The organism is Duganella sp. CF517 (assembly GCF_900110275.1).
Taxonomy (GTDB): Bacteria; Pseudomonadota; Gammaproteobacteria; order Burkholderiales; family Burkholderiaceae_D; genus Rugamonas.
In genome coordinates, this window is record NZ_FODC01000002.1 from 902,519 (window position 1) to 925,077 (window position 22,559).

General features: G+C 62.9%; 23 protein-coding genes. 5 read left to right on the forward strand and 18 right to left on the reverse strand.

Annotation, left to right across the window (positions count from 1 at the left end; genetic code table 11):
- Positions 1-67: 67 nt before the first annotated feature.
- Positions 68-736, reverse strand: a complete 669-nt coding sequence (gene pyrE, locus BMX85_RS11040; protein WP_090317083.1) for an orotate phosphoribosyltransferase — start codon at positions 734-736, stop codon at positions 68-70.
- 98 nt (positions 737-834) lie between these two features.
- Here pyrE and BMX85_RS11045 point away from each other — a divergent pair, with 98 nt between their 5' ends.
- Positions 835-1,608 (forward strand): exodeoxyribonuclease III, encoded by a 774-nt coding sequence (locus tag BMX85_RS11045; protein WP_090317087.1) that lies wholly within the window; start codon positions 835-837, stop codon positions 1,606-1,608.
- A 128-nt stretch (positions 1,609-1,736) separates the two neighbouring features.
- Here the strand turns inward: BMX85_RS11045 and BMX85_RS11050 are convergent, their stop codons facing one another.
- From BMX85_RS11050 to BMX85_RS11110, 13 genes are all read right to left on the reverse strand, one after another.
- A complete protein-coding gene (locus BMX85_RS11050; RefSeq protein ID WP_090317090.1) occupies positions 1,737-2,624 on the reverse strand; it encodes a pseudouridine synthase in 888 nt (295 codons plus the stop codon).
- Positions 2,624-3,505 (reverse strand): M48 family metallopeptidase, encoded by an 882-nt coding sequence (locus BMX85_RS11055; protein WP_090317102.1) that lies wholly within the window; start codon positions 3,503-3,505, stop codon positions 2,624-2,626. The genes BMX85_RS11050 and BMX85_RS11055 overlap by 1 nt, the downstream gene beginning before the upstream one ends.
- Positions 3,492-4,748: an AmpG family muropeptide MFS transporter gene (locus tag BMX85_RS11060; protein ID WP_090317105.1), complete on the reverse strand. Its 1,257-nt coding sequence runs from the start codon at positions 4,746-4,748 to the stop codon at positions 3,492-3,494. Before BMX85_RS11060 ends, BMX85_RS11055 begins: the two co-directional genes overlap by 14 nt.
- Positions 4,748-5,383, reverse strand: a complete 636-nt coding sequence (gene metW / locus BMX85_RS11065; protein WP_090317108.1) for a methionine biosynthesis protein MetW — start codon at positions 5,381-5,383, stop codon at positions 4,748-4,750. The genes BMX85_RS11060 and metW overlap by 1 nt, the downstream gene beginning before the upstream one ends.
- Positions 5,380-6,567, reverse strand: coding sequence for a homoserine O-succinyltransferase MetX (locus BMX85_RS11070; RefSeq protein WP_090317111.1), 1,188 nt, complete (start codon positions 6,565-6,567; stop codon positions 5,380-5,382). The genes metW and BMX85_RS11070 overlap by 4 nt, the downstream gene beginning before the upstream one ends.
- A 76-nt stretch (positions 6,568-6,643) precedes the next feature.
- Positions 6,644-8,389: a phosphoenolpyruvate--protein phosphotransferase gene (gene ptsP, locus BMX85_RS11075; protein ID WP_090317112.1), complete on the reverse strand. Its 1,746-nt coding sequence runs from the start codon at positions 8,387-8,389 to the stop codon at positions 6,644-6,646.
- A 44-nt stretch (positions 8,390-8,433) separates the two neighbouring features.
- The gene (locus BMX85_RS11080; protein WP_090317115.1) at positions 8,434-8,703 is read right to left on the reverse strand and encodes an HPr family phosphocarrier protein; all 270 of its coding nucleotides are present in this window, start codon (positions 8,701-8,703) and stop codon (positions 8,434-8,436) included.
- A 91-nt stretch (positions 8,704-8,794) separates the two neighbouring features.
- Positions 8,795-9,196: a PTS sugar transporter subunit IIA gene (locus BMX85_RS11085; RefSeq protein WP_090317117.1), complete on the reverse strand. Its 402-nt coding sequence runs from the start codon at positions 9,194-9,196 to the stop codon at positions 8,795-8,797.
- Positions 9,197-9,262: 66 nt separating this feature from the next.
- Positions 9,263-10,237 (reverse strand): glutathione synthase, encoded by a 975-nt coding sequence (gshB, locus tag BMX85_RS11090; RefSeq protein ID WP_090317120.1) that lies wholly within the window; start codon positions 10,235-10,237, stop codon positions 9,263-9,265.
- Between the two features lie 109 nt (positions 10,238-10,346).
- Positions 10,347-11,648: a glutamate--cysteine ligase gene (gene gshA / locus BMX85_RS11095; protein WP_090317122.1), complete on the reverse strand. Its 1,302-nt coding sequence runs from the start codon at positions 11,646-11,648 to the stop codon at positions 10,347-10,349.
- A gap of 189 nt (positions 11,649-11,837) precedes the next feature.
- Positions 11,838-13,373, reverse strand: coding sequence for an ammonium transporter (locus BMX85_RS11100; RefSeq protein ID WP_090317124.1), 1,536 nt, complete (start codon positions 13,371-13,373; stop codon positions 11,838-11,840).
- Positions 13,374-13,384: 11 nt separating this feature from the next.
- Positions 13,385-13,723 carry a P-II family nitrogen regulator gene (locus tag BMX85_RS11105; protein ID WP_090317127.1) on the reverse strand — a complete coding sequence of 113 codons (339 nt, stop codon included), beginning with the start codon at positions 13,721-13,723 and terminating at the stop codon, positions 13,385-13,387.
- 12 nt (positions 13,724-13,735) lie between these two features.
- Positions 13,736-14,506 (reverse strand): TorF family putative porin, encoded by a 771-nt coding sequence (locus BMX85_RS11110; protein WP_090317721.1) that lies wholly within the window; start codon positions 14,504-14,506, stop codon positions 13,736-13,738.
- A gap of 288 nt (positions 14,507-14,794) precedes the next feature.
- Here BMX85_RS11110 and BMX85_RS11115 point away from each other — a divergent pair, with 288 nt between their 5' ends.
- On the forward strand, positions 14,795-15,052 hold the full coding sequence (locus tag BMX85_RS11115; RefSeq protein ID WP_090317130.1) for an accessory factor UbiK family protein: 258 nt from the start codon (positions 14,795-14,797) through the stop codon (positions 15,050-15,052).
- A 144-nt stretch (positions 15,053-15,196) separates the two neighbouring features.
- On the opposite strand, the gene BMX85_RS11120 is transcribed toward BMX85_RS11115, so the two are convergent.
- From BMX85_RS11120 to BMX85_RS11135, 4 genes are all read right to left on the reverse strand, one after another.
- The gene (locus BMX85_RS11120) at positions 15,197-15,670 is read right to left on the reverse strand and encodes a hypothetical protein (RefSeq protein ID WP_143067946.1); all 474 of its coding nucleotides are present in this window, start codon (positions 15,668-15,670) and stop codon (positions 15,197-15,199) included.
- A gap of 11 nt (positions 15,671-15,681) precedes the next feature.
- Positions 15,682-16,395: a hypothetical protein gene (locus tag BMX85_RS11125; RefSeq protein WP_090317135.1), complete on the reverse strand. Its 714-nt coding sequence runs from the start codon at positions 16,393-16,395 to the stop codon at positions 15,682-15,684.
- 152 nt (positions 16,396-16,547) lie between these two features.
- Positions 16,548-17,984, reverse strand: coding sequence for a glycoside hydrolase family protein (locus BMX85_RS11130; RefSeq protein WP_090317138.1), 1,437 nt, complete (start codon positions 17,982-17,984; stop codon positions 16,548-16,550).
- A gap of 62 nt (positions 17,985-18,046) precedes the next feature.
- A complete protein-coding gene (locus BMX85_RS11135; protein ID WP_090317141.1) occupies positions 18,047-19,702 on the reverse strand; it encodes a glycoside hydrolase family 43 protein in 1,656 nt (551 codons plus the stop codon).
- A gap of 154 nt (positions 19,703-19,856) precedes the next feature.
- On the opposite strand from BMX85_RS11135, the gene kduI reads away from it, so the two are divergent.
- The 3 genes from kduI to BMX85_RS11150 are packed head-to-tail and all read left to right on the forward strand — an operon-like array spanning position 19,857 to position 22,546.
- On the forward strand, positions 19,857-20,705 hold the full coding sequence (gene kduI, locus BMX85_RS11140) for a 5-dehydro-4-deoxy-D-glucuronate isomerase (RefSeq protein WP_090317143.1): 849 nt from the start codon (positions 19,857-19,859) through the stop codon (positions 20,703-20,705).
- 9 nt (positions 20,706-20,714) lie between these two features.
- Positions 20,715-21,470: a 2-dehydro-3-deoxy-D-gluconate 5-dehydrogenase KduD gene (kduD, locus tag BMX85_RS11145; RefSeq protein ID WP_090317145.1), complete on the forward strand. Its 756-nt coding sequence runs from the start codon at positions 20,715-20,717 to the stop codon at positions 21,468-21,470.
- Complete coding sequence (locus BMX85_RS11150; RefSeq protein WP_143067947.1) at positions 21,455-22,546, forward strand: aldose epimerase family protein; 1,092 nt, start codon at positions 21,455-21,457, stop codon at positions 22,544-22,546. The genes kduD and BMX85_RS11150 overlap by 16 nt, the downstream gene beginning before the upstream one ends.
- The last annotated feature ends 13 nt before the right edge of the window (positions 22,547-22,559 follow it).

Here is a 22,559-nt window from a genome sequence, read left to right on the forward strand (position 1 = left end):
ATAGAAATATCAAAGTCTAGCAATATGGTCTATCTGACAAGCCATAAACGCCGGACCGGGCGATAAATCAGGCGATCCCGTAGCGTTCGCGATACGCCGCCACGGCGTCTTTATGCTGCAGCAGCTGCGGATCGGCGCCCTGGCCGTTCAAATACGCGAACAGATCGTCGAGGTTGCCGATCGAGATCACCGGGATCTTGTAGAGGTTGGCCACCTCCTGCACCGCCGAGTTCGGCGACAGCACGCCGTCCGGGCCGCCCGAGCGTTCCATGCGGTCCAGCGCGATCAGTACGGCGCACGGCTCGGCGCCGGCGGCGCGGATCATGTCCACCGATTCGCGCACCGAGGTACCGGCCGAGATCACGTCGTCGATGATGACGACCTTGCCTTGCAGCTTGGCGCCGACCAGGCTGCCGCCCTCGCCGTGGGCCTTGGCTTCCTTGCGGTTGAAGGCGAACGAGGTGTTGCGGCCCTTGCCGGCCAGCGCCACCGCCGTCGCCGACGCCAGCGTGATGCCCTTGTAGGCCGGGCCGAACAGCATGTCGAACTCGACGCCGGAGTCGAGCAGCGTCTGGGCATAGAACTGGGCCAGCTGGGCCAAGGTGGCGCCGTCGTGGAACAGGCCGGCGTTGAAGAAGTACGGCGACTGGCGTCCGGCCTTGGTGGTGAACTCGCCGAAGCGCAGCACACCGGTGGCGACCGAAAACTCGATAAATTGCTGACGTAAATTATTCATGCTGCCTCATTTCTTTAAAGTGGCCGTATTTTACCGCTACACTAATGCATTCTGAAATTCTGTCTCATTTTTACGCACTCTTTTTAAGCACCTCATCCATGCCAAAAATCATTTCCGCCAACCTGAACGGCATCCGTTCGGCATCCTCCAAAGGCTTTTTCAAGTGGATGGCCACGCAGGACGCCGACTTCATTTGCGTACAAGAACTCAAGGCGCAGGCGCCGGACATGACGCCCGAGTTCCTGAACCCGGGCGGCTACCACGGCCACTTCCATTATGCCGAGAAAAAAGGCTACTCCGGCACCGGCGTCTACAGCAAGATCGAACCGGACCGCGTGGTCATCGGTTTCGGCGCGCCGGAATTCGACGCCGAGGGCCGCTACGTGCGTTGCGATTTCGGCAATCTGAGCGTGATTTCGGTGTATTGCCCGTCGGGCTCGTCGGGCCCGGAGCGCCAGGAAGCCAAGTTCCGCTTCATGGCGCTGTTCCTGCCGCACCTGCAGCAACTGCACGCCGAAGGCCGCGAAGTGGTCATCTGCGGCGACTGGAACATCGCCCACAAAGAGATCGACTTGAAGAACTGGAAGGGCAACAAGAAGAATTCCGGCTTCCTGCCCGAGGAGCGCGAATGGATGACGCGCGTGTTCGACGAGGTGGGCTATGTCGACGTGCACCGCGGCCTCGACCCGCGCGAGGAGCAGTACACGTGGTGGAGCAACCGTGGCCAGGCGTATGCGAAGAACGTCGGCTGGCGCATCGACTACCATGTGGCGACTCCCGGCATCGCCGCCAAGGCCACCACGGTGGCGATCTACAAGGAAGAAAAGTTCTCGGACCACGCGCCGTTGATCATCGAGTACGCGCACGACTGAGGCCGGCGATCCGGGCACCACGTCGGAGACACGTAGGGCGGATTAGGCGGAACGCCGTAATCGGCCATTTATGAGCCGTCAACGGAGCGTACATGGCCGATTACGCTGCACTAATGCGCCCTACGTGATCAAAGATTGCGCTTACTGCTGAACTCGCGCCAGTCGTTGGTCAGCGGGTCGAGGAAGGAGATGCGGCGCGCGAGCAGCTTCAACGGCTGCGAGACGTCGTCCGCCTTGCACGGCAGCGCCACCGGATAGAACGCGTCGTTGATGATCGGAATGCCGAGCGACGACAAATGCAGCCGCAGCTGGTGCTTGCGCCCCGTGTGCGGAAACAGCCGGTACAAGGTGCAGTCGGCGCGATGCTCGATGACCTCGATGATGGTTTCGGAGTTGGGCTCGCCCGCCTCCTCCTTCATGATGAAGAACTTGTCGCCGTCGACCATCCGGCTGCGGTACGTGAACGGATACTCCACGCCCTGTAATGTCGGCGCCAGCGCCTCGTATTCCTTCTCGACCACCCGCTTCTGGAACATCGATTGGTACGCGCCACGGCTTTCCGGCTTGCGCGAGAAGATCACCACGCCGGCGGTCTCGCGGTCGAGCCGGTGGATCGGCGTCAGCGCCGGCTCGCCCAGGGTTTTCTTCAGCCGCACCAGCAACGTCTGGTGCAGGAAGCGCCCGCCCGGCGTCATCGGCAGGAAGTGCGGCTTGTCGACCACCACCAGGTGCTCGTCCATGAAGAGGATCTCCTCGGTGAACGGGATCGGCGTCTCGGCCTCCAGCTCGCGGTAGTAAAAGATGCGCATGCCGCGCTTGAAGGGGCTGTGCGGCGCCAGCGGCCTGCCGTCGCCGTCGACGACCTCGCCGCGCGCCATGCGCTCGTACCAGGTCGATACCTCGACATCGGGAAAGCGCGCCGCCAGAAAGGTGATCAGGTCCGGCCACTGCCCTTCCGGCAGCCACAGATAGCTGGGCGCGACCCCGTCGCGCATCGGCAACGGTGGCCGCGACATCAGGACTTCGGCAGCGCCAGCGAGTGGTACTTGGGCAGGTTGTTCGGGTCCAGCCCCTTGGCGCGGGCGTAGACCGGCAACACCAGCGGCATGTTCTTGTTCATGTTGGCGATGCGGTCCTTGCCGGTCGGGTGGGTCGACAGGAAGCTGATCGGCTGGCTCTTGTTGATCGCGCCCATCTTCTGCCACAGCGCCACGCCGGCGCGCGGGTCGAAGCCGGCGCGCGCCGCCAGGTCGATGCCGACCAGGTCGGCTTCGCTTTCATCGCCGCGCGAGAACGTCAGCGCCGCGCCCTGCGAGACCATGCCGGCGGCGGCGTCGCCCAGGCGCGGATCGACGCCGAAATAGGCCGAACCGATGGCGCCGAGGATGCGCGAGCCGACCTGCGTGACGGTGTTCTTGCCGGCCTGCTCGCGCGCGTGTTCGCGCAGCGCGTGGGCGATCTCGTGGCCCATCACCGCCGCCACTTCGTCGTCGGTCAGATTGAGCTTGGTCAGGATGCCGTTATAGAAGGCGATGCGTCCGCCCGGCATGCAGAAGGCGTTGACGGTGTCGGACCTGAGCAGGTTGACTTCCCACTTCCATTGCGCCGCGTCCGGATTCCAGCGCGTGGTGAACGGAATCAGGCGCTTGGCGATGGCGCGCAGGCGGATCAGCTGCGGATTGTCATCGCTGGCGACGGCGTCCTTGTCGTGCGCCTGCTTCAACATCTGATCGTACTGAAGCTTCGATTGCTGATCGAACTGCGCGGAATCGCCGCCCAGCCCGCGCATGCGCGACAGCTTCTCGACCGGAATACCGTCGTTTTGGGCGTAAACGGGCAAGGCGCCCATCACGCACACCAGCGCCAGCACGGCGCTCTTCAATTTAAGCTTTTTCATTTGCACTATTCCAAGGAGCGATTTTCGGCAGCATCATCATCGCCGGGAAGGCGAGGATGAAACAGACGATAAAGAACCAGAACCAACCCGTTTCGGCAACAATATAACCCACGGAGGAATTAATGAATGTGCGCGGGACCGCTGCCAGACTGGAAAACAACGCGTACTGGGTGGCAGTATAACGGGGATCGGTGGCCCTTGACATAAATGCCACCAATGCCGCCGATCCCAGCCCCAGGCTGGCGAACGCCTCGAACCCGAACACGGCGCTGAGCAGCACCGGGTCCGGTCCGACATTGGCCAGCCAGGCGAAACCGAGGATCGCGATCGCCTGCAGCACCCCGAACACCCACAGCGCGCGGTTGATGCCCAGTTTGATCATCCAGATGCCGCCGACGGCGCCGCCGGCCAGGCTGGCCCACCAGCCGGTGGCGTTGGCCGCGAGGCCGATCTGTTTGGTGCTGAAGCCGATATCGAGGAAGAACTTGGTCGACAACGCGGTCGCCATGCTGTCGCCGATCTTGTACAGCAGGACGAACATAATGATGATGAGCGCCTGTTTCAAGCCGTCGCGCAGGATGAATTCGCGGAACGGCAGCACCACCGCCTCCTGCAGGTTCTTGGGCGGCGCGCCGTAGACGGCCGGCTCCTTCGCCAGCAGGGTGCAGATGAAGCCCGGCAGCATGAACGCGGCGACGATCCAGAACACCGCCTGCCACGACATCGTGTCGGCCAGCACCAGCCCCAGCGCGCTGGGGATCAGGCTGGCCGCCTTGTAGGCGTTGACGATGATGGCCGCGCCCAGGCCCTGCTCGTCCTCGGCCAGGATTTCGCGGCGGTAGGCGTCGACCACCACGTCCTGGCTGGCCGACAGGAAGGCGATGACGCCGACGAAGACGGCGATCAGGGTCAGCTCCAGCTTCGGGTCGAGCATGCCCAGCCCGCCGATGACCAGGAACAGGCCGATCTGCGTGACCGCCATCCAGCCGCGCCGCCGGCCCAGCGGGCCGATGGTGTAGCGGTCCATGAACGGCGCCCACAGGAACTTGAAGGTGTACGGGAACGTCACCAGCGCGAACAGGCCGAGCGCCTTGACGTCCAGCCCGGACTTGGCCAGCCACGCCTGCATCAGGTAGATCAGCGTGTACAGCGGCAGCCCGGAGCTGAAGCCCAGGAACAGAATCGAGATGGTGCGGCCGTTCAGATACGACAGCCAGTGCCGCTTCTGCTCCCGGGCGGCCATCAGTGCGCCGCTTTCGAGGCGACCGCCGTGGCTACCTTTTTCCGCAGGCGGAACACCGCCAGGTCGCCGCGCAGGTTGGGCAGGAACGACACGCGCCGGCCCTCCGCCAGGGCCACGTATTCGATCACTTCCAGCCCGCACTCGACGGCCAGGTCGCGGAAATCGTTGATGGTGGCGCAGCGCAGGTTGGGCGTGTCGTACCACTCGTACGGCAGCGACTCGGACACCGGCATGCGGCCCTTGAGCAGCGACACGCGGTGCGGCCAGTAGGCGAAGTTGGGGAACGAGACGATCGCCTCCTTGCCGACGCGGACGATATCGCGCAGCAGCGCCTCGACGTGCTTCATCATCTGCAAGGACGACAGGCACAGCACCGTGTCGAAGGTGTTATCGCCGAACAGCGACAGCCCGTTCTCCATGTCCTGCTGGATCACCTGCACGCCGCGCTTGGTGCTGTCCAATACCTTGTCGTCGGCGATCTCGATGCCGTAGCCGCTGCACTGCTTGTCGCTTTGCAGGTAGTCCATCATCACGCCGTCGCCGCAGCCGACGTCCAGCACGTGCGCGTTGTTGGGCACCCAGTGGGCGATGAAGGCCAGGTCCGGCCGGGCCGTGCTTAATTGGGTGAAGTTCATGCGCTGCCTTTCACTGGAGCGTTAATATCGTTCCATACCTGCTCGTAATACGCGCGCACCAGTTTCAGGTAGCGCGGGTCTTCCAGCAGGAAGGCGTCGTGGCCGTGCGGCGCGTCGATTTCGGCGTAGGTCACGCGCCGGCGGTTGCTCACCAGCGCCTGCACGATCTCCTGGCTGCGCTCGGGCGAGAAGCGCCAGTCGGTGGTGAACGAGGCCACGAAGAATTTGGCGCGGGTGCCGGCCAGCGTCTTGGCCAGGTCGCCGCCGTGGTGGCGCGCCGGGTCGAAGTAGTCCAGCGCCTTGGTGATCAACAGGTAGGTATTGGCGTCGAAGTACTCGCTGAACTTGTCGCCCTGGTAGCGCAGGTACGATTCGATCTCGAAGTCGACGCCGAAGCCGAATTTGTAATTGGCCGGATTGTCGCCCGGGACGCCGGCGATGTCGTCGACCGCCGCGCGCAGCCGGCGGCCGAATTTTTCGGCCATGTCGTCGTCGGACAGGTAGGTGATGTGGCCGACCATGCGCGCCACGCGCAGGCCGTTCTTCGGCACCACGCCGTATTCGTAGAAATCGCCGCCCCGGTAGTCCGGATCGGACAGGATGGCCTGGCGGGCGACGTCGTTGAAGGCGATGTTCTGCGCCGACAGCTTGGCCGTCGAGGCGATCACCACGCAGTGGCGCAGCCGCTCAGGGTACATGATGGACCAGGCCAGCGCCTGCATACCGCCCAGCGAGCCGCCCATGACGGCGGCGAATTGCGCGATGCCCAGCGCGTCGGCCAGGCGCGCCTGCGCGGCCACCCAGTCCTCCACGGTGACGACCGGGAAGGCGGCGCCGTAAGGCTTGCCGGTGGCGGGATTGTTGTGCATCGGGCCCGTCGAGCCGAAGCAGGAGCCGAGGTTGTTGATGCCGATGACGAAGAACTTGTCGGTGTCGAGCGATTTGCCGGGACCGACCATGTTGTCCCACCAGCCCAGGCTTTTCGGCACGCCTTCGTATTCGCCGGCGACATGGTGCGAGGCGTTGAGCGCGTGGCACACCAGCACCGCGTTCGATTTGTCGGCGTTGAGGGTGCCGTAGGTTTCGTACATCAGCATGTAGTCTTGCAGCGCGGCGCCGCTTTGCAGCGGCAGCGGCTGCGCGAAATGCATGGTTTGCGGTTTGACGTATCCCAGGGATGACATATTTTTATAAGGGTTTTGGGGCGGCCCCGCGGGCCATCTATCAAGGCGGAACCGCGAGGATGGGCTCCGCCACTTGCTACATCAGCTGCAATTGTTCGACCGCGTCTGCAATTGCACCTGGTTCCATCGAGCGCATGATCTTGCGGGTTTGCGGAACGATCCGCGCAAGGTCGCTGTTCAGGATTTCCTGCTTGACCGACAGCAGCTGCGCCGGGTGCATCGAGAATTCGCGCAGTCCCATGCCCAGCAGCAGGCGTGTCAGCTTGACGTCGCCCGCCATTTCGCCGCATACGGCGACGTCGATCCCGGCTTTATGCCCGGCCGCAATCGTCATCGAGATCAATTGCAGCACGGCCGGATGCAGCGGATTGTAAAGGTGCGCGACCTCATAATCAACCCGGTCGATCGCCAGGGTGTACTGAATCAGGTCGTTGGTGCCGATCGACAGGAAGTTCATGCGCTTGACGAACATCGGCAGCGACAGCGCCGCCGCCGGGATTTCGATCATCGCGCCCACCGGCACGGTGTCGTCGAATTTGATCCTGGCCTCGCGCAGTTCGGCCTTGGCCTGGGCGATCATCGCCAGCGACTGGTCGATCTCGAACGCGTGCGCCAGCATCGGGATCAGGATTTTCACCTTGCCGAACGCCGACGCGCGCAGGATGGCGCGCAGCTGGGTCAGGAAAATCTGCGGCTCGGCCAGGCAATAGCGGATCGCCCGCAGGCCCAGCGCCGGATTGAGCGCCGTGTGCTCGGTCTGGTCGAGCGGCTTGTCGGCGCCGATGTCGAGCGTGCGGATCGTCACCGGCCGCCCCTTCATCGCCACCACCGCGCGCTTGTACTGCTCGAACTGTTCGTCCTCGGACGGGATCTTGCTGTTGCGGCCCATGAACAGGAACTCGGAGCGGAACAGGCCCACGCCGTTGGCGCCCGCCTCCATCGCCGCCGGGCAGTCGTCCGGCAGCTCGATGTTGGCCAGCAAGGTGATCTCGGTGCCGTCCCTGGTGATGGCCGGCGTCTTCTTGAGCTTATTGAGCTTTTTGCGGGCGCGCAGCGCGGCGCCCTGGCGTTCGCGGTACTGCTCCAGCACCAGCGCGCTGGGGTTGGCGATGACCACGCCGGCGTCGCCGTCGATGATCAGCCAGTCGTCCTGCTCGATCAGGGTGGAGGCGCCGGACATGCCGACGGCGGCAGGGATGTCCAGGCTGCGCGCGACGATGGCCGTGTGCGAGTTCTGGCCGCCGACGTCGGTGACGAAGCCGATGAACGAACGGTCGCGGAACTGCAGCATGTCGGCCGGCGAGATGTCGTGGGCGACGATAATCATCTGCGCCTGGAATTCGTCGCCGCTGTTGGTGGTCGGCGGCAGGATCTGCGCGGTGCCCATCAGGACCTTGAGCACGCGCTCGGCCACCTGCTGGATGTCGGCCTTGCGCTCGCGCAGGTACGGGTCCTCGATCTCGTCGAACTGCGCCGACAGCTCGTCGATCTGCGTCAGCAGCGCCCATTCGGCGTTGTAGTGGCGCGCGCGGATGATGTCGAGCGGCGCCTCCGAGATCATCGGGTCCGACAGGATCAGCGCGTGGACGTCGATGAAGGCGCCCAACTCGGTCGGCGCGTCCTTGGGCAGCTCGTTCCACAGCGTTTGCAGTTCCTTGTGCACCTGGGCCAGCGCCTGTTGAAGCCGCAGCACTTCCGCTTCCAGATGCTCCTCGGCCACCAGGTAATGCTTGACGTCGAGCGCCGCCGGCGCCAGCTTGTGCGCGCGGCCGATGGCGATGCCGCGGGAGACGGGAATGCCGTGCAGGGTGAAGGAAGCCATGGGTGGACCAGTGAAAATGCGGGAACGGCTACGATCCGAGGGCATTACTCGCCTTCGCCGAACTTGTCGTTGACCAGTGCGGACAAGGCGGCGATGCATTCGCTTTCATCGGGGCCGTCGGCCTCCAGCGTGACCTTGGCGCCCTTGCCGGCGGCCAGCATCATCACGCCCATGATCGACTTGGCGTTGATGCGGCGCGCGTTGCGGGTGAGCCATACGTCGCTTTGAAACTTTGCTGCCAGCTGGGTGAATTTGGCGGAAGCCCGGGCATGCAATCCAAGCTTGTTGATAATCTCAAGTTCTTGTTGAATCATTTTTCTTTTGTCTCAATGAGAAATCGGCGCGGCATGCGCTATACAAAACACGCCGCGCAAATAAGCCGCACAAAAAATTCCCGCGCCGTCGTTACACGACGCGAATCCGGTTGTCGACGCGCACCGCCCCGCTTTGCGCGCCGGCCAGGGCCATCTCGACGACCACGTCGAGCGAGTCGCGCCGGTAGGTGATGGCCCGCAGCAGCATCGGCAAACTGATGCCGGCGATGACCTCCACCCGGCCCGCGTCCGCCAAACGGTCGCAACAATTGGCGGGGGTACCGCCCTTCACATCGGTCATGATCAACACGCCGTCGCCGTCGTCGAGGCGCTTGATCGCCTCCGCCGCCAGCGACTGCACTTCACCGAGATCCTGGTCGGCGATCACATCGATCGCCTCGAGCCGCTCGGTCGGACCACGGAACACATGCGCGCAGGCGGCGATGAAAGCCTGTCCCAGCGGAGCGTGCGTCATAAGCAGTATGCCAACCATATTCTTAAACCGCCAGTGAGCGCGGAGGTTTTTGAGGCCGTCCGGCAAATTTATTTTGAGTAGCCATCATCGGGCCGGGATCGCCGCCGTGGTCGCCGCCGATTTCACCGCCGCCTCCACCGCATCGATGAACATCGCCGCCACCGGGAAACCGGCCTGCTGGGTGATTTCCTGGAAACAGGTCGGACTGGTAACGTTCACTTCCGTCAGGCAATCGCCGATCACGTCCAATCCTACCAGCAACAAGCCGCGCGCGGCCAGTACCGGACCCAGCGTATTGGCGATTTCGAAGTCGCGCTCGGTCAAAGGTTGAGCCACCCCAAGGCCGCCGGCCGCCAGGTTGCCCCGCACCTCGCCGTTTTGCGGGATGCGCGCCAGCGAAAACGGCACCGGCTTGCCGCCGATGACGAGGATGCGCTTGTCGCCCTTGGCGATGTCCGGAATGAAGCGCTGGGCCATGATGGTGCGCTTGCCGTTGTCGGTCAGCGTCTCGATGATGGCGCCCAGGTTCATGGCGTCCGGCTTGACGCGGAAGATGCCGGTGCCGCCCATGCCGTCGAGCGGCTTGAGGATGACGTCGCCATGTTCGGCCTGGAAGGCGCGGATGCGCGCCTCGTCGGCCGTCACCAGGGTCGGCGAGGTGAACTCGCTGAACTGGGCGATGGCCAGCTTTTCGTTGTGGTCGCGGATGGTCGACGGCTTGTTGAAGACATTGGCGCCCTGCTTCTCGGCCAGCTCCAGCATGTAGGTGCCGTAGATGTACTCCATGTCGAACGGCGGGTCCTTGCGCTGGATGATGGCGTCGAACTCGCCGAGGTTGGTTTCCACGGCCGGCGCCGCGCGATACCAGTCCTTGAGGTCGTCCAGGATGGTGATTTCAGCAACCTTGGCGTAGGCCACGCCGCCGTCGACGGCCATGTCTTTTTGCTCGAAGGCGTAGACGGTATGGCCGCGCTTGGCGGCTTCCACCATCATGGCATAGGTCGAATCCTTGTAAGTCTTGAAACTGGCCAAGGGATCGGCGAGGAAAGCTATTTTCATGGGCGCATCCAGTCTGGGTAATGCCTGATTTTAGCCGAGATTCGCCACCCGCACCGGGGAGCGGACGAGCTCGCTAGCCGGCGGCCCTTGCCAAGCCGACAATATCGACTTAATACACTTCCGGATTCGGATCGGTGCGTTCCATTTCCAGCGACGCCGCCAGCAGCGCCAGCCGCGCCACCACGCCATAGACGTAGAAGCGGTTCGGCGCCGCCGTACCCGGTTTCGCCTTCAAATCGGGCACCGCGTGCTGCTGCGCGAACGCCAGCGGCACGTACTGCGAACCGGGCGCGTTGAGGTTCTGGTCGACGCCCTTTTCCGCGTGCACGCGGTAGAAGCCGCCGACCACATAGCGGTCGATCATGTACACCACCGGCTCGGCGACGTCGTCCTTGATGCTCTCGAAGGTCGGCACGCCCTCCTGGATGATGAAGTCGGTCACTTCCTTGCCATCCTTGATGACGATCATCTTGTCACGCTGGGCCTGGCTCAAGTCCTTGATTTCACTGGAATCCTTGATCGTCAGGATGCTGGTGCCGTAGGTCCCGGCGTCCGGCTTGACGATCACGAACGGCTTGTGCTCCTTCATGCCGTATTCCTTGTACTTCTTCTTGATCTTGGCCAGCAGCGCGTCGACGTTGGCGGCGAGGCAATCATAACCGTCGCCGGTGCGGAAGTTGACCGCGTCGCACTTGGCGTGGAACGGGTTGAGCATCCACGGATCGACGCCGATCAGCTTGCCGAACTTCTTGACCACCTCGTCGTAGGCGTTCAGGTGGTTGCTCTTGCGGCGCACGGCCCAGCCGGCGTGCAGCGGCGGCAGCAGGCTCTGCTCGTGGATGTTCTGCAAAATCTCCGGAATGCCGGCCGACAGGTCGTTGTTGAGCAAAATCGTGCACGGATCGAAGTCCTTGAGGCCGACGCGGCGGCCGTTGGCCGAGCGCACCAGCGGCTCGACCACCAGCATGTTGCCGTCCGGCAGCGCGATCGGGGTCGGCTGCGTCACCTCCGGCGACAGCGAACCGAGGCGCACGTGCAGGCCGGTCTGGCGGAAGATCTGCATCAGCCGCGCGACGTTTTGCCAATAAGTCGGATGGCGCTGGTGGATTTCCGGGATCAGCAGCAGGTTGCGCGCGTCGGGACAATATTTGTCGATCGCGGCCATCGCGGCCTGCACCGACAGCGGCAGCATTTCCGTGGCCAGGTGGTTGAAGCCGCCCGGGAACAGGTTGGTATCGACCGGCGCCAGCTTGTAGCCGGCGTTGCGCATATCGACCGAGCAATAGAATGGCGGCGTATGCTCCTGCCATTCCAGACGGAACCAGCGCTCAATGGCCGGCGTGGCGGCCAGGATTTTTTCTTCGAGATCGAGCAGCGGACCGGTCAAAGCCGTGACGAGATGGGGAACCATGATTACTTCCTTAAATGTGCGGGAGGACGGCCCTCCAGGCAACAGAACCTCAAATATTACCTTGCAGATAGCCCAAATCAGGGCGAAAACCCTATTTTAAAGGTGGAAATGCCGCACAAACGAAAAAAGCGCCTCATTCGAGGCGCTTTTGTGGGCACCCGCCGAAGCGGGTTGGTACAACGACAATAATTAAGCGTGGTAAGCGGACTCGCCGTGGGTGGTGATGTCCAGGCCTTCGCGCTCTTCCTCTTCAGGCACGCGCAGGCCGATGACCACGTCGACCAGCTTGTAGGCGATGAACGAAACCACGGCCGACCACAGGATGGTGACGCCGACGGCGGTCGCCTGGGTGGTGACCTGGCCCATAATCGAGTAGTCGGGCGATGCCTTGTTGGCGACGTAGTCGAAGATGCCCTGGCCGCCGAGCGATGGCGCGGCGAACACACCGGTCAGGATCGCGCCGAGGATACCGCCGACGCCGTGGACGCCGAACACGTCCAGGGAGTCGTCGGCGCCCAGCAGGCGTTTCAGACCGTTCACACCCCACAGGCAGATCACACCGGCGGCCAGGCCGATGATCAGCGCGCCCATCGGACCGACGAAGCCGCAGGCCGGGGTGATGGCGACCAGACCGGCCACCGCACCCGAGGCGCCACCCAGCATCGATGGCTTGCCTTTGAAGATCCACTCGGCGAACACCCACGCCACGGTGGCGGCGGCGGTTGCCAGCAAGGTGTTGATGAAGGCCAGCGCGGCGATGTCAGCGGCTTCCAGCGCCGAACCGGCGTTGAAACCGAACCAGCCGACCCACAGCAGCGAAGCGCCGATCATGGTCATGGTGACCGAGTGCGGAGCCATCGATTCGCGGCCGTAGCCGACGCGTTTGCCGATCATGTAGGCACCGACCAGGCCGGCGACAGCGGCGTTGATGTGCACCACGGTGCCGCCGGCGAAGTCCAGCGCGCCTTTTTGGAACAGGAAGCCGGCTTTGGCGCCTTCGGTGGCGGCGGTGGCCGCGTCCTTGATCGCGTCCGGACCGGTCCAGAACCAGACCATGTGGGCGATCGGCAGGTAGGCGAAGGTGAACCACAGCACCACGAAGGCGAGCACGGCGGTGAACTTGGCGCGTTCGGCGAAGGCGCCGACGATCAGGCCGCACGTGATGGCGGCGAACGTGGCCTGGAAGGCGACGTAGATAAATTCAGGAATGACCACGCCTTTGCTGAAGGTGGCCGCGTACGAGAACGCGCCCTTGGTCGGATCCCAGATGCCGTTCAGGAAGGCACGGTCGAATTTGCCGTAGAAGGCGTTGCCTTCGGTGAATGCCAGCGAATAGCCGTACACGCACCACAGCACCACGATCAAGGCGAAGACCATGAACACCTGCATCAGGATCGACAGCATGTTTTTGGAACGGACCAGGCCGCCGTAGAACAGCGCCAGGCCGGGAATCGTCATCAGGATCACCAGCAAGGTGGCGACCATCATCCAGGCGGTGTCGCCCTTCTGTGGCGCGGGAGCCGGTGCCGGTGCGGCCTCGGCGGCGGCCGGCGCGGCTGCGGCGGGCGCGGCTGGCGCGGCGGCCGGCGCTTCAGGCGCGGCGGCGGCCGGCGCGGTGGCTGCGGCGGGCGCGTCGGCCGGCTTGGCCTCCTGAGCGTGGACCGGCGCGGCGAGTGCAAACAGGATGGATACCCCAGCGAGCAATGTTGTTATAGTTTTCTTCATCAATCTTCCCCTTAAAGAGCTTCGTGGCCGGTTTCACCGGTACGAATACGGATCACCTGTTCCAGGTTGTACACAAAGATCTTGCCGTCACCGATTTTGCCGGTGCGGGCAGCGCCTTCGATCGCTTCGATCGCCTGTTCGACGATCGCATCGTCCACCGCCGCCTCGATCTTGGTCTTCGGCAGGAAATCGACCACATACTCGGCGCCCCGATACAGCTCGGTGTGGCCTTTCTGGCGACCGAAGCCTTTCACCTCGGTCACGGTGATACCTTGCACGTTGATCGCCGACAGGGCCTCGCGGACCTCGTCGAGCTTGAACGGCTTGATAATGGCGGTAATCATTTTCATGCTAAGCCTCGCTTAGAAGGTTTTGGAAATGGTAAGCACGGCACCGGTTTTGCCGAGGTTCTTGCCGCGGCCGACATAGGCGTCCGTATCGGTGGAGATCGCGGCCACGGCCACGGTTACGACGCCGAAATCTTTGGTGATGCCGATTTTGTAGTCGTTGTAGCTGAAGGCCGAGTTGTTCTTGACGGTCTGGCGGCCCAGGTGGACGTTCAGGAAGTAGCCGTCATAGATGTCGGTGTTGAGCTGGGCGTCGACGTAGCCGCTGTCTTTGCTGTCGGCGGTGCCGAACAGGTTGGTGGTCGAACGGGAATACTTGACGGAGAACGGGCCGACGCCGATTTGGGCGTACAGTTCGAAGGTGTTGGCGCTGGTGGCCAGTTTGTTCGACGGATAGTAGTAATACAGGCCGCCGACGTCGTAGGTGACATTGGGGGCGATCTCGCCGCGCTTGCCGCCGTAGACATCAATTTCCACATCGGCGTCGCCGCCGCCGTCCTTGACCCACTTGATGGTCGAGGCCCAGGTGCCGACATACAGGCCGGTCGGATTGTTGACGTAATCCACGCCGCCTTGCAGCGCTGGATTGAGACGGGTTTGCGAAATGCCGCGATAACGGTAGTCGCTGACCACACCAACGTTGTAGCTGATTTGGTGGTCCGGTGCCGGTTCGGCAGCGGCCGGGGCCGCAGGCGCGGGTTGCGCTTCCTGGGCCTGCGCCGAAGCGCTCATGGTGGCGAATGCGAAGGTCAATGCTGCGATAAGAGTCAGGTTCGTGCTTTTCATAATTTTGTCCTTGTAGTTATCGAACTTAGTCACAGATAGGGAATACGGTTACGGGTAAAATCCTTTTGAGGCGAAGCAGTGAGCGGCATTCATTGACTTCTTTAGCAGAATGCGTGCCAGCTAATGTTGCTCGCTGGATAGCTGCCGTAGCATCCGCGACAACGGACGTACTCCCACGAAAGTGATAATTTGAAAGTGTCGAACGCAAGAGTCTTTGGTTTTGCACCACAATGACGCAAGTGCGCACTTTTATAGTGCAGACATAACCCCACCAGATCAAGGAATATTATGGATATGAACACTTTTTTTAATGACTTGCAAAACAAGATCAGCCAGGCCGTCCAAAACTCACCAGCAAAGGACATTGAGAAGAACGTCAAGTCCATGATGACGCAGGGCTTCTCCAAACTGGACCTGGTGACGCGCGAGGAATTTGATGTTCAAACGCAAGTTTTAGCGAAAACCCGCGCGAAATTGGAAACGCTGGAAACGCGTCTGGCGGAACTGGAAGCGAAGGCGGCGCCGAAGAGCGATATCATCATCTAATCTGGCCAGCGGCGCCGGTGTCACCACGGCGACACGTTGGGCGGATTAGGTGGAACGCCGTAATCGGCCATGCATGCGCCGTTGATGGCGCATGCACGGCCGATTACGCTTCGCAAATCCGCCCTACGTGCCCCTTGCGTATGCCTAGCGCCTGTCATACTGGCGACGCTTGGCGCGTATCCTAAAGCGGCGGTGAAAACCAAAAGGCCGACTAACGCCGCAAGGCTCAAGCACATACGGCAGCGCGAAGGTATCTCTGCTCAGCAACTCCAAGGTCCAGTCCATGTCGCCGAGAAAGCGAAATCGAATGGCATTGGGTGGGCACACATCGACCAACGAAAAGACACCGCTCGCGTAAATCGAACCAAGCCATGCGGAATCAATTACTTGGTAACCGGCATCGAAAAGGTAGATGTGCATCGCTTCTTGATTTGTGATGTTGTCAGTGACGAAAGCGAGCACGAGGTCGTTCCATCGTATGGCAGTCTCTAACACCGCACCGTTGACGATCTTCCCCGTCGGTTGACCGTTGGACACTATTTCACTTTGCGGCATCTCTTCACTGAAGGGCGAGTCTAGCAAGCGGAGAGAAAATTCGGATGGCGGAAGCAGTCTCACGTTTGTTCCTGCTAAAAGAAGCCGATACCGAAAGATGCCAGCGCGCCTCCCACAAACGCGCCCATTGTGACGCAAACGGGCGCGGCGGGGCCGCAGACAAGTCCCGCCATGGCACCGCCAGCGATCCCTCCCCCGATACCTGCGCCAGTTGCCAAAAGTTCCGCCCTCGTCGTCGAAAGCTTGTTGGTCGATGTTGCAATATTGTATGCCGATATCCCGAGAGATATCACGATCAAGGAGCGCCCGATATACGAGAGGCGCGACAGGGCTGCGCTTATCTTCTGATTGGACTTTCCAGCCGATTTAACTATCGAGGCGTACACCTTGTCCTTCTTACCAGACGTAAGGTTCTTGAACATCGCTTCTTTTCCATAGTGAAGGGACGTGTGGCGCGCGACCGACTCATTTAACGAGTAACCCGACACTTTGAATTTTTGCGCCATCGCTCTGCCTACCGGCGTGCTTTGCCTCCTAAAAATCTCCATGATCAGGTTTCTGGTTTCTTGCGCCTGCTTAGCCGCATCGTCCCAGCTAATTTTTCCTGCGTGCGCATCAGCTTCCAATTTTCTTGCCATCAGTTTGATCTCACGGGCGTAGGCGAGCCGTGTGCCTGATTCGATGGTTACGTGCGCTCCCACGTTCGCTAGCTGGGTTTCTAACGCTTTGATGGATTGGTCAAATAGCTTTTTGTCTTCGCAATCTTTGATAGAGATTGGATCTGCCATGTAAGTCACCTTCGTCGGGGAGGATAACCTTCAGGATAGATCGCTAAAATGTGGCGCGGATTGTGCCGCATCAATTCGTCAGGTCACGCAACCCCGCTCTCCCAACGAAAATGCACGATTGTCCGCCCCACCGCATCCCATCGCATCGCGCTTTATTTGAAGGTGACGCCCTCGACGAACTTGCCGATATCGAGCACGTTCGCCTCGGCGCCGTTGATCTTGCGGCCGCCGACCGTCACGTTGTCGATGGTGATGTTCCTGACCTTGCGCGTCTCGTCGTAGCCGTAGATCACGGACGCGCCGGGCGAGCCGTTGCCTGAAAAATGAATGTTGCGCAACGTGACATTCTCGATGCCCCGCCCGGGACTCGTATTGTATTTAGGCGTGAAGGCGATGTGCAGGTTGAACAGCTTGCCCTCCTCGATGCGCTCCACCCGGATATCTTCAAACAACACGTCCCGCACCAGATTGTCGTCGGCGGCCATGATGCCGATCGCGCCCTCGTACTCGGGGTCGTCCTCGTCGTGATCGAGGATGTCGATATTGCTGAAGCGGATACGTTCCAGCACCTCCGGCTCCGGATGCGCCGGCGACGGCGTGTTGCCGTGGATGCCGATCATGACCGCGTGCGCGATGTCGGCCCACAAGGTCGAGTCCTTGACGACGATGTCGCGCGTGTTGCCCCAAATGTCCCAACGGTGGTTATACAAGGTGATGCAATCGTCGGACGTGCGGATGAAGCTGTCGGCGACCGTCACGCGCTCGCAGGCGAAATGCCCCAGCCCGTCAGACCACTTGCCGCCGCCGATGGTGCGGATGTTGCGCTCCTCGATATCTTGCGACGTAATGCAGCGCATCGTCCCGTGCGTCTGGTTGAAGAAGATCGGCCCGTCGATCACCACGTTCTTGGAATCCTTGATCGTCAGCATATCGACGCTGTCGAACAGGCCATCGCTGACGACCTTGACGTTTTGCACGCCGTTGATGATCAGCGGGCGCTTGAGCATGGCCGAGCCGTCGATGTACACGGTGGTGTTGGAGCGCAGATTGAAATCGCCATCGTGCACGCCGGGGCCGAAGTACACCACCGGCTGGGTGAAGTCCGGCGTCTCGCCCTTGCCGATCGCCTCGTTGGACTTGCGCGCCGGCGGCTTGGGCATGTCCTTGCGGATCGCGTGCGTGAACAGGTGCAGGTTATGCAGGCGGTCGTCGTCGAATTCGATGCTGAGGTTGACGGGGCGGTTCAGCGTGAAGAACGCGGTCCGGCCCTTGATGACCGGTTTGATGCCCTTGGCGTCCGGACGAATCGCGACGTTAGAAAAGCGGCCGTTGTTCTTTTGCACAGCCACTTCCACCGGACCGTCGAAGTTGAAGTAGACCATCGACGCGGTGCTTTGGGTGTCGAGGTCGACTTTGACCTTATATTCGTAAAGGTCCTGCCAGACCCCGCCAGGGGTGCGCACGCGAACCGTGAAGTCGTCGCTGTGGTGCGAGTACCTGATCTGCTCGGGGAATGGGAATACCTGCACCTGCGCCGAGGACGAGGCGCACCACAGCACGGCTGCCGCCGCTAGAATCTTTTTGAACACGCGGGTCTCCTGATTTTTAATGTCATGTTATCGATAACTACTCCGCCGCCGATGCTATCACGTTAACGTGTGACTCGGAAGTAATCGACGTCGATATACGAGTGGGATACTGGCTTCTTGCCGGTTAACGGCCAGCGTGTGCTGACCAGGCCGACCTGCGCGCCCACCCAGCGTCCCACCGTCGCCTGGAACGGCTTGCCCGCCGGCGTGAACTGTTTGCCGTTCAGGCTGTACGAAAACGTCACCAGCGCGCCATCTCCGACCTCCGCGCGCAGATACACAGGCTCGCGGCCCACGGTACGCAACGGTTCGACAACCTCCTTGCACGTCAGCGCCGGCTCCTCGCAGGTGGACAGCACCAGCCGCGTCACGCCATCGCTCTGACGCAAGCCCAGCCACGCATACCGAATCCCCAGCACCAGCAGTCCGGCCCGTTGAAGATCGGCGCCGCGCGCCTCGATCTTCGTCTCGACCGCGAAGACCGGCGCCGGAAACTTCTGCGTCAGCACAGATGGCACCTCGCGCGCGCTGCCCTCCTCCGGCGCGGACAAGGCCGGCAGCCGCAGGAAGCCGGGCCGCGCCTTCAGCGAATACCAGCCGCCGACAGCGTTGGACGCCGGATTGGCATTCCACTGCCATTGCAGACCGAGCGGACCGGCGCCAAACTCGTCCCCCGTCGGCGGCGCCAGGATGCCGCGATCCTTTCCGGCCGGCTTGGCGAACGTCGGCACCGGCTCGCCGACACCGGTGTTGTCCTTGTCCACGCCGATCACCGGCCAACCGTCGCGCCACTGCATCGGCTGCAAATGGACGACCCGCCCATATGCGCCCCGATCCTGGAAATGATAGAACCAGTCGCGCCCGTCCACCCCATCCACCCACGCGCCCTGGTGCGGCCCGTTGATCGTGGAAGTGCCCTGCGCCATGACGATCCTGTCCTCGTACGGTCCTTCGATGTCGCGCGACCTGAACACCGACTGCCAGCCATGCTCGACGCCGCCGGCCGGCGCGAAGATGTAGTAGTAGCCATCCTTCTTGTGCAGCTTAGGCCCCTCGACCGTGTGATAGCCCGGCAACTTGTCGCCATTGATGATGTCTTTGCCGCGCTCGTCGAGCAGTTTGCGGGCGTCCGCGTCCATGCGGCGCAAGGTCAGGATGTTGTTGATGCCGGAGCGGCTCTTGGCCCAGCCGTGCACCAGCCAGGCCTTGCCGTCGTCGTCCCACAGCGGCGCCGGATCGATGATGCCCTTGCCCGCCAGCAGCAGATGCGGCGCGCTCCACGGACCGGCGAAGTTTTGCGCCGTCATCACATAGACGCCGAAATCCGGCTCCGGATAGAAGATCCAGAACTTGCCGGCGTGGTGGCGCAGCGCCGGCGCCCACACGCCCTTGCCCGGCTGCGGCTTGGCGAACACCTCCCCCGGCACCAGCTTCGGCAGCGCGTGCCCAACCAGCTCCCAGTTGACCATGTCGGACGATTGCAGCAGCGGCAGTCCGGGCGCGTTGCTAAAGCTGGAGGACGTCATGTAGAACATCTGCCCGGCACGGATCACGTCCGGATCGGAATAGTCGGCATACAGGATGGGGTTTTGATACCGGCCGTCGCCAAGGTCGGCGACCCACGGCTGGCTGGACGGCGGCTGCGCGGCGGCCGAGGCTTCCGCAGCGAAGCACGGGCTGGAACACAGGCTAAGAAACAGGGCGACAGCGGATTTCAACAGGCCACTCCTCACGAATCAATCTTCAAGTTGATCAAGCCGGACTCCGAAAACCACGGTCCCCGGCATCCTGCGCGTTGCTTTTCAAACGAGTATGCCATTATACTTGTTATCGATAACAGATATCAGTAGAATTCATTTTCAGGAGACTTAGATGTACGAAAAAATATTTCATGCCACGCATCCGGACATGATGACGCAAGTAAGCAATGAACAGCTGCGCGAGCGCTATTTAATCAGCAACCTGTTCGTCAGCGACCGGATCAAGCTCAATTACTGCCATCACGAGCGCTTCGTGATCGGCGGCGCCGCGCCCGTCGGCGGGGCGATCAAGCTGCCGACGCACACCGAGCCGGTCTCCGCGCTCGGCCAGCCCTTCCTGTCGCGCCGCGAACTGGGCGTGATCAACGTCGCCGGCGGCGCCGGCAAGGTCACCGTCGACGGCCGGGTGTTCGACATGGCTCCGCTCGACGGCCTGTACATTCCGATGGGCAGCGACGAGGTCACGTTCGAATCGGTCGACCCGGTCAATCCGGCACGCTTCTACCTGGCCTCGACGCCGGCGCACGCCCGCCACGAGCTGACCAAGATCACCCACGCCCAGGCCGTTCCGCTCGAGCGCGGCAGCGCCGAGACATCCAACGCCCGCACCATTTACCAGTACGTGATTCCCGGCGTGTGCAAGTCGGCGCAGCTGCTGCTCGGCCTGACGATACTGAAGACCGGCAGCGTCTGGAACACGATGCCGCCGCATCTGCACGACCGCCGCTCCGAAGTCTATTTCTACTTCAATCTCGACGAGCAGCAACGCATCTTCCACTTCATGGGGGAGCCGGATTCGGCGCGCCACATCATCGTCGCCAATGAAGAAGCGGTGGTCTCGCCGCCATGGTCGATCCACATGGGTTCGGGCACGGCCAACTACGCCTTCATCTGGGCCATGGGCGGCGAAAACCTCGACTACACCGACATGAACGTGCTCGATATCTGTCAGCTGAAATAAGGAGCATCGATGTCCGAACTGTTTAACCTGGCCGGCCGCACTGCGCTGGTCACCGGCGCCAACACCGGCCTGGGCCAGGCGATCGCGATCGCGCTGGCCGGCGCCGGCGCCGACATCGTCGCGGCCGGCCGCAGCCCCGCCGACGACACCGCCGCGCAAGTCCAGGCGCTGGGCCGCCGCTTTCTGTTCGCGCGGGCCGATTTCGGCTCGACCGAGCCGGTGCGGCGCGTGGTCGACGAGGCGATCGCCTTCAACGGCCAGCTCGATATCCTGGTCAACAACGCCGGCACCATCCACCGCGCGGACAGTCTCGATGTGACCGAGGAAAACTGGGATGCCGTCATGAACACCAACCTGCGCTCCGTGTTCTTCCTGTCGCAGGCGGTGGCCAGGCATATGGCGAAGGGCCACGGCGGCAAGATCATCAACGTCGCCTCGCTGCTGTCGTTCCAGGGCGGCATCCGCGTACCGGCCTACGCCGCCAGCAAGAGCGCGCTGGCCGGGCTGACGCGGGCGCTGGCCAACGAATGGGCGGTCAAGGGCATCAACGTCAACGCGCTGGCGCCGGGCTACTTCGACACCAACAACACCACCGCGCTGCGCGAGGACGCCCGGCGCTCCGAGGCGATACTGGCGCGCATCCCGGCCGGACGCTGGGGCAAGCCGGACGACCTGGCCGGCGCGGCGGTGTTCCTCGCCGGCCGCGCCAGCGACTACGTGCACGGCATCACCTTGCCGGTGGACGGCGGATGGCTGGCGCGATGAACGGCCCGAACCGCATGGCCGAACGGGGCGACAACGAAAGCCGCCGCGCCTGGCAACTGGCATGGGACTTCGGCAGCGCCGAGGTGCAGGCGCTGGGCGGCATGCTCGGCCCGGTCAGCCTGCGGCTCGACGACGAGCGCGAGCTCGACATCATGCACGTGGCGCCATGGGCCAGCACCACCGGCGCGTCCGCCCTGCCCGGCCTGCTGCGGCGCATGCGCGGCGAATGGCCGTGCGTGCCCTTCGGCCGCACCGACGATCCCGGCGCGCTGCCGGCCGGCTGGCGGCGCACCGCAGACGATGACGAGGCCGGCGGCGACGGCTGGATGCACGGCTACGCGGCCAATCACCACTGGCACTGCATCGACTCCACGCCGCAGCGCGTGCATCTGGCGATCGACTACCCGGCCGACAGCGCCATCGCCCGCGTCGAGCGGGTGATCGCGGTCGATCCGCGCGCCGCCGCGCTCGATATCAGTTTGAGCATCTGGTCGCGCCGCGCGTCGCGGGCGCCGGTCGGCCTGCATCCGACCTTTCGCGTTCCACCGACGCCGGGACGGGTCAAAGTGGTGCTCGGCGAGCACGCCGGCATCCACAGCTATCCGACCGCCGCGCCGGGCGCCGTGTCGCGCCTGGTGCCGGACGCGCGCTCCGCTTCGCTGTCGGCCATGGCCGGCGTCGACGGCGCGCTCGACCTGGCGCGGCTGCCGCTGACGATGCCGACCGAGGAATTGATGCAGGTCAGCACACTGACAGGCGCCGGCGACGCGCCGCCGTTCGCGCTGCACTACCTCGACTACGACGCCTTCCTCGGCATGTGGTGGGACACAGCGCAACTACCGGACCTGATGCTGTGGATTAGCAACGCCGGCCGCATCAACTACCCGTGGATGAGCCGTCACCTGGCGATCGGCGCCGAGCCGGTCAACAGCCTGTTCGACCTGGGCCGTGTCGCCCGTGCGCCGGCCCGCCATCCGCTGGCCGACCGGCTCGGCGTGGCGCTGAGTCCGGAACAACCGTGGCGCACGCGCTACCGCATCGCCGCCTGGCCCAACGCCACGCCCCCCACCCGCTAAGGAGAACCGGACC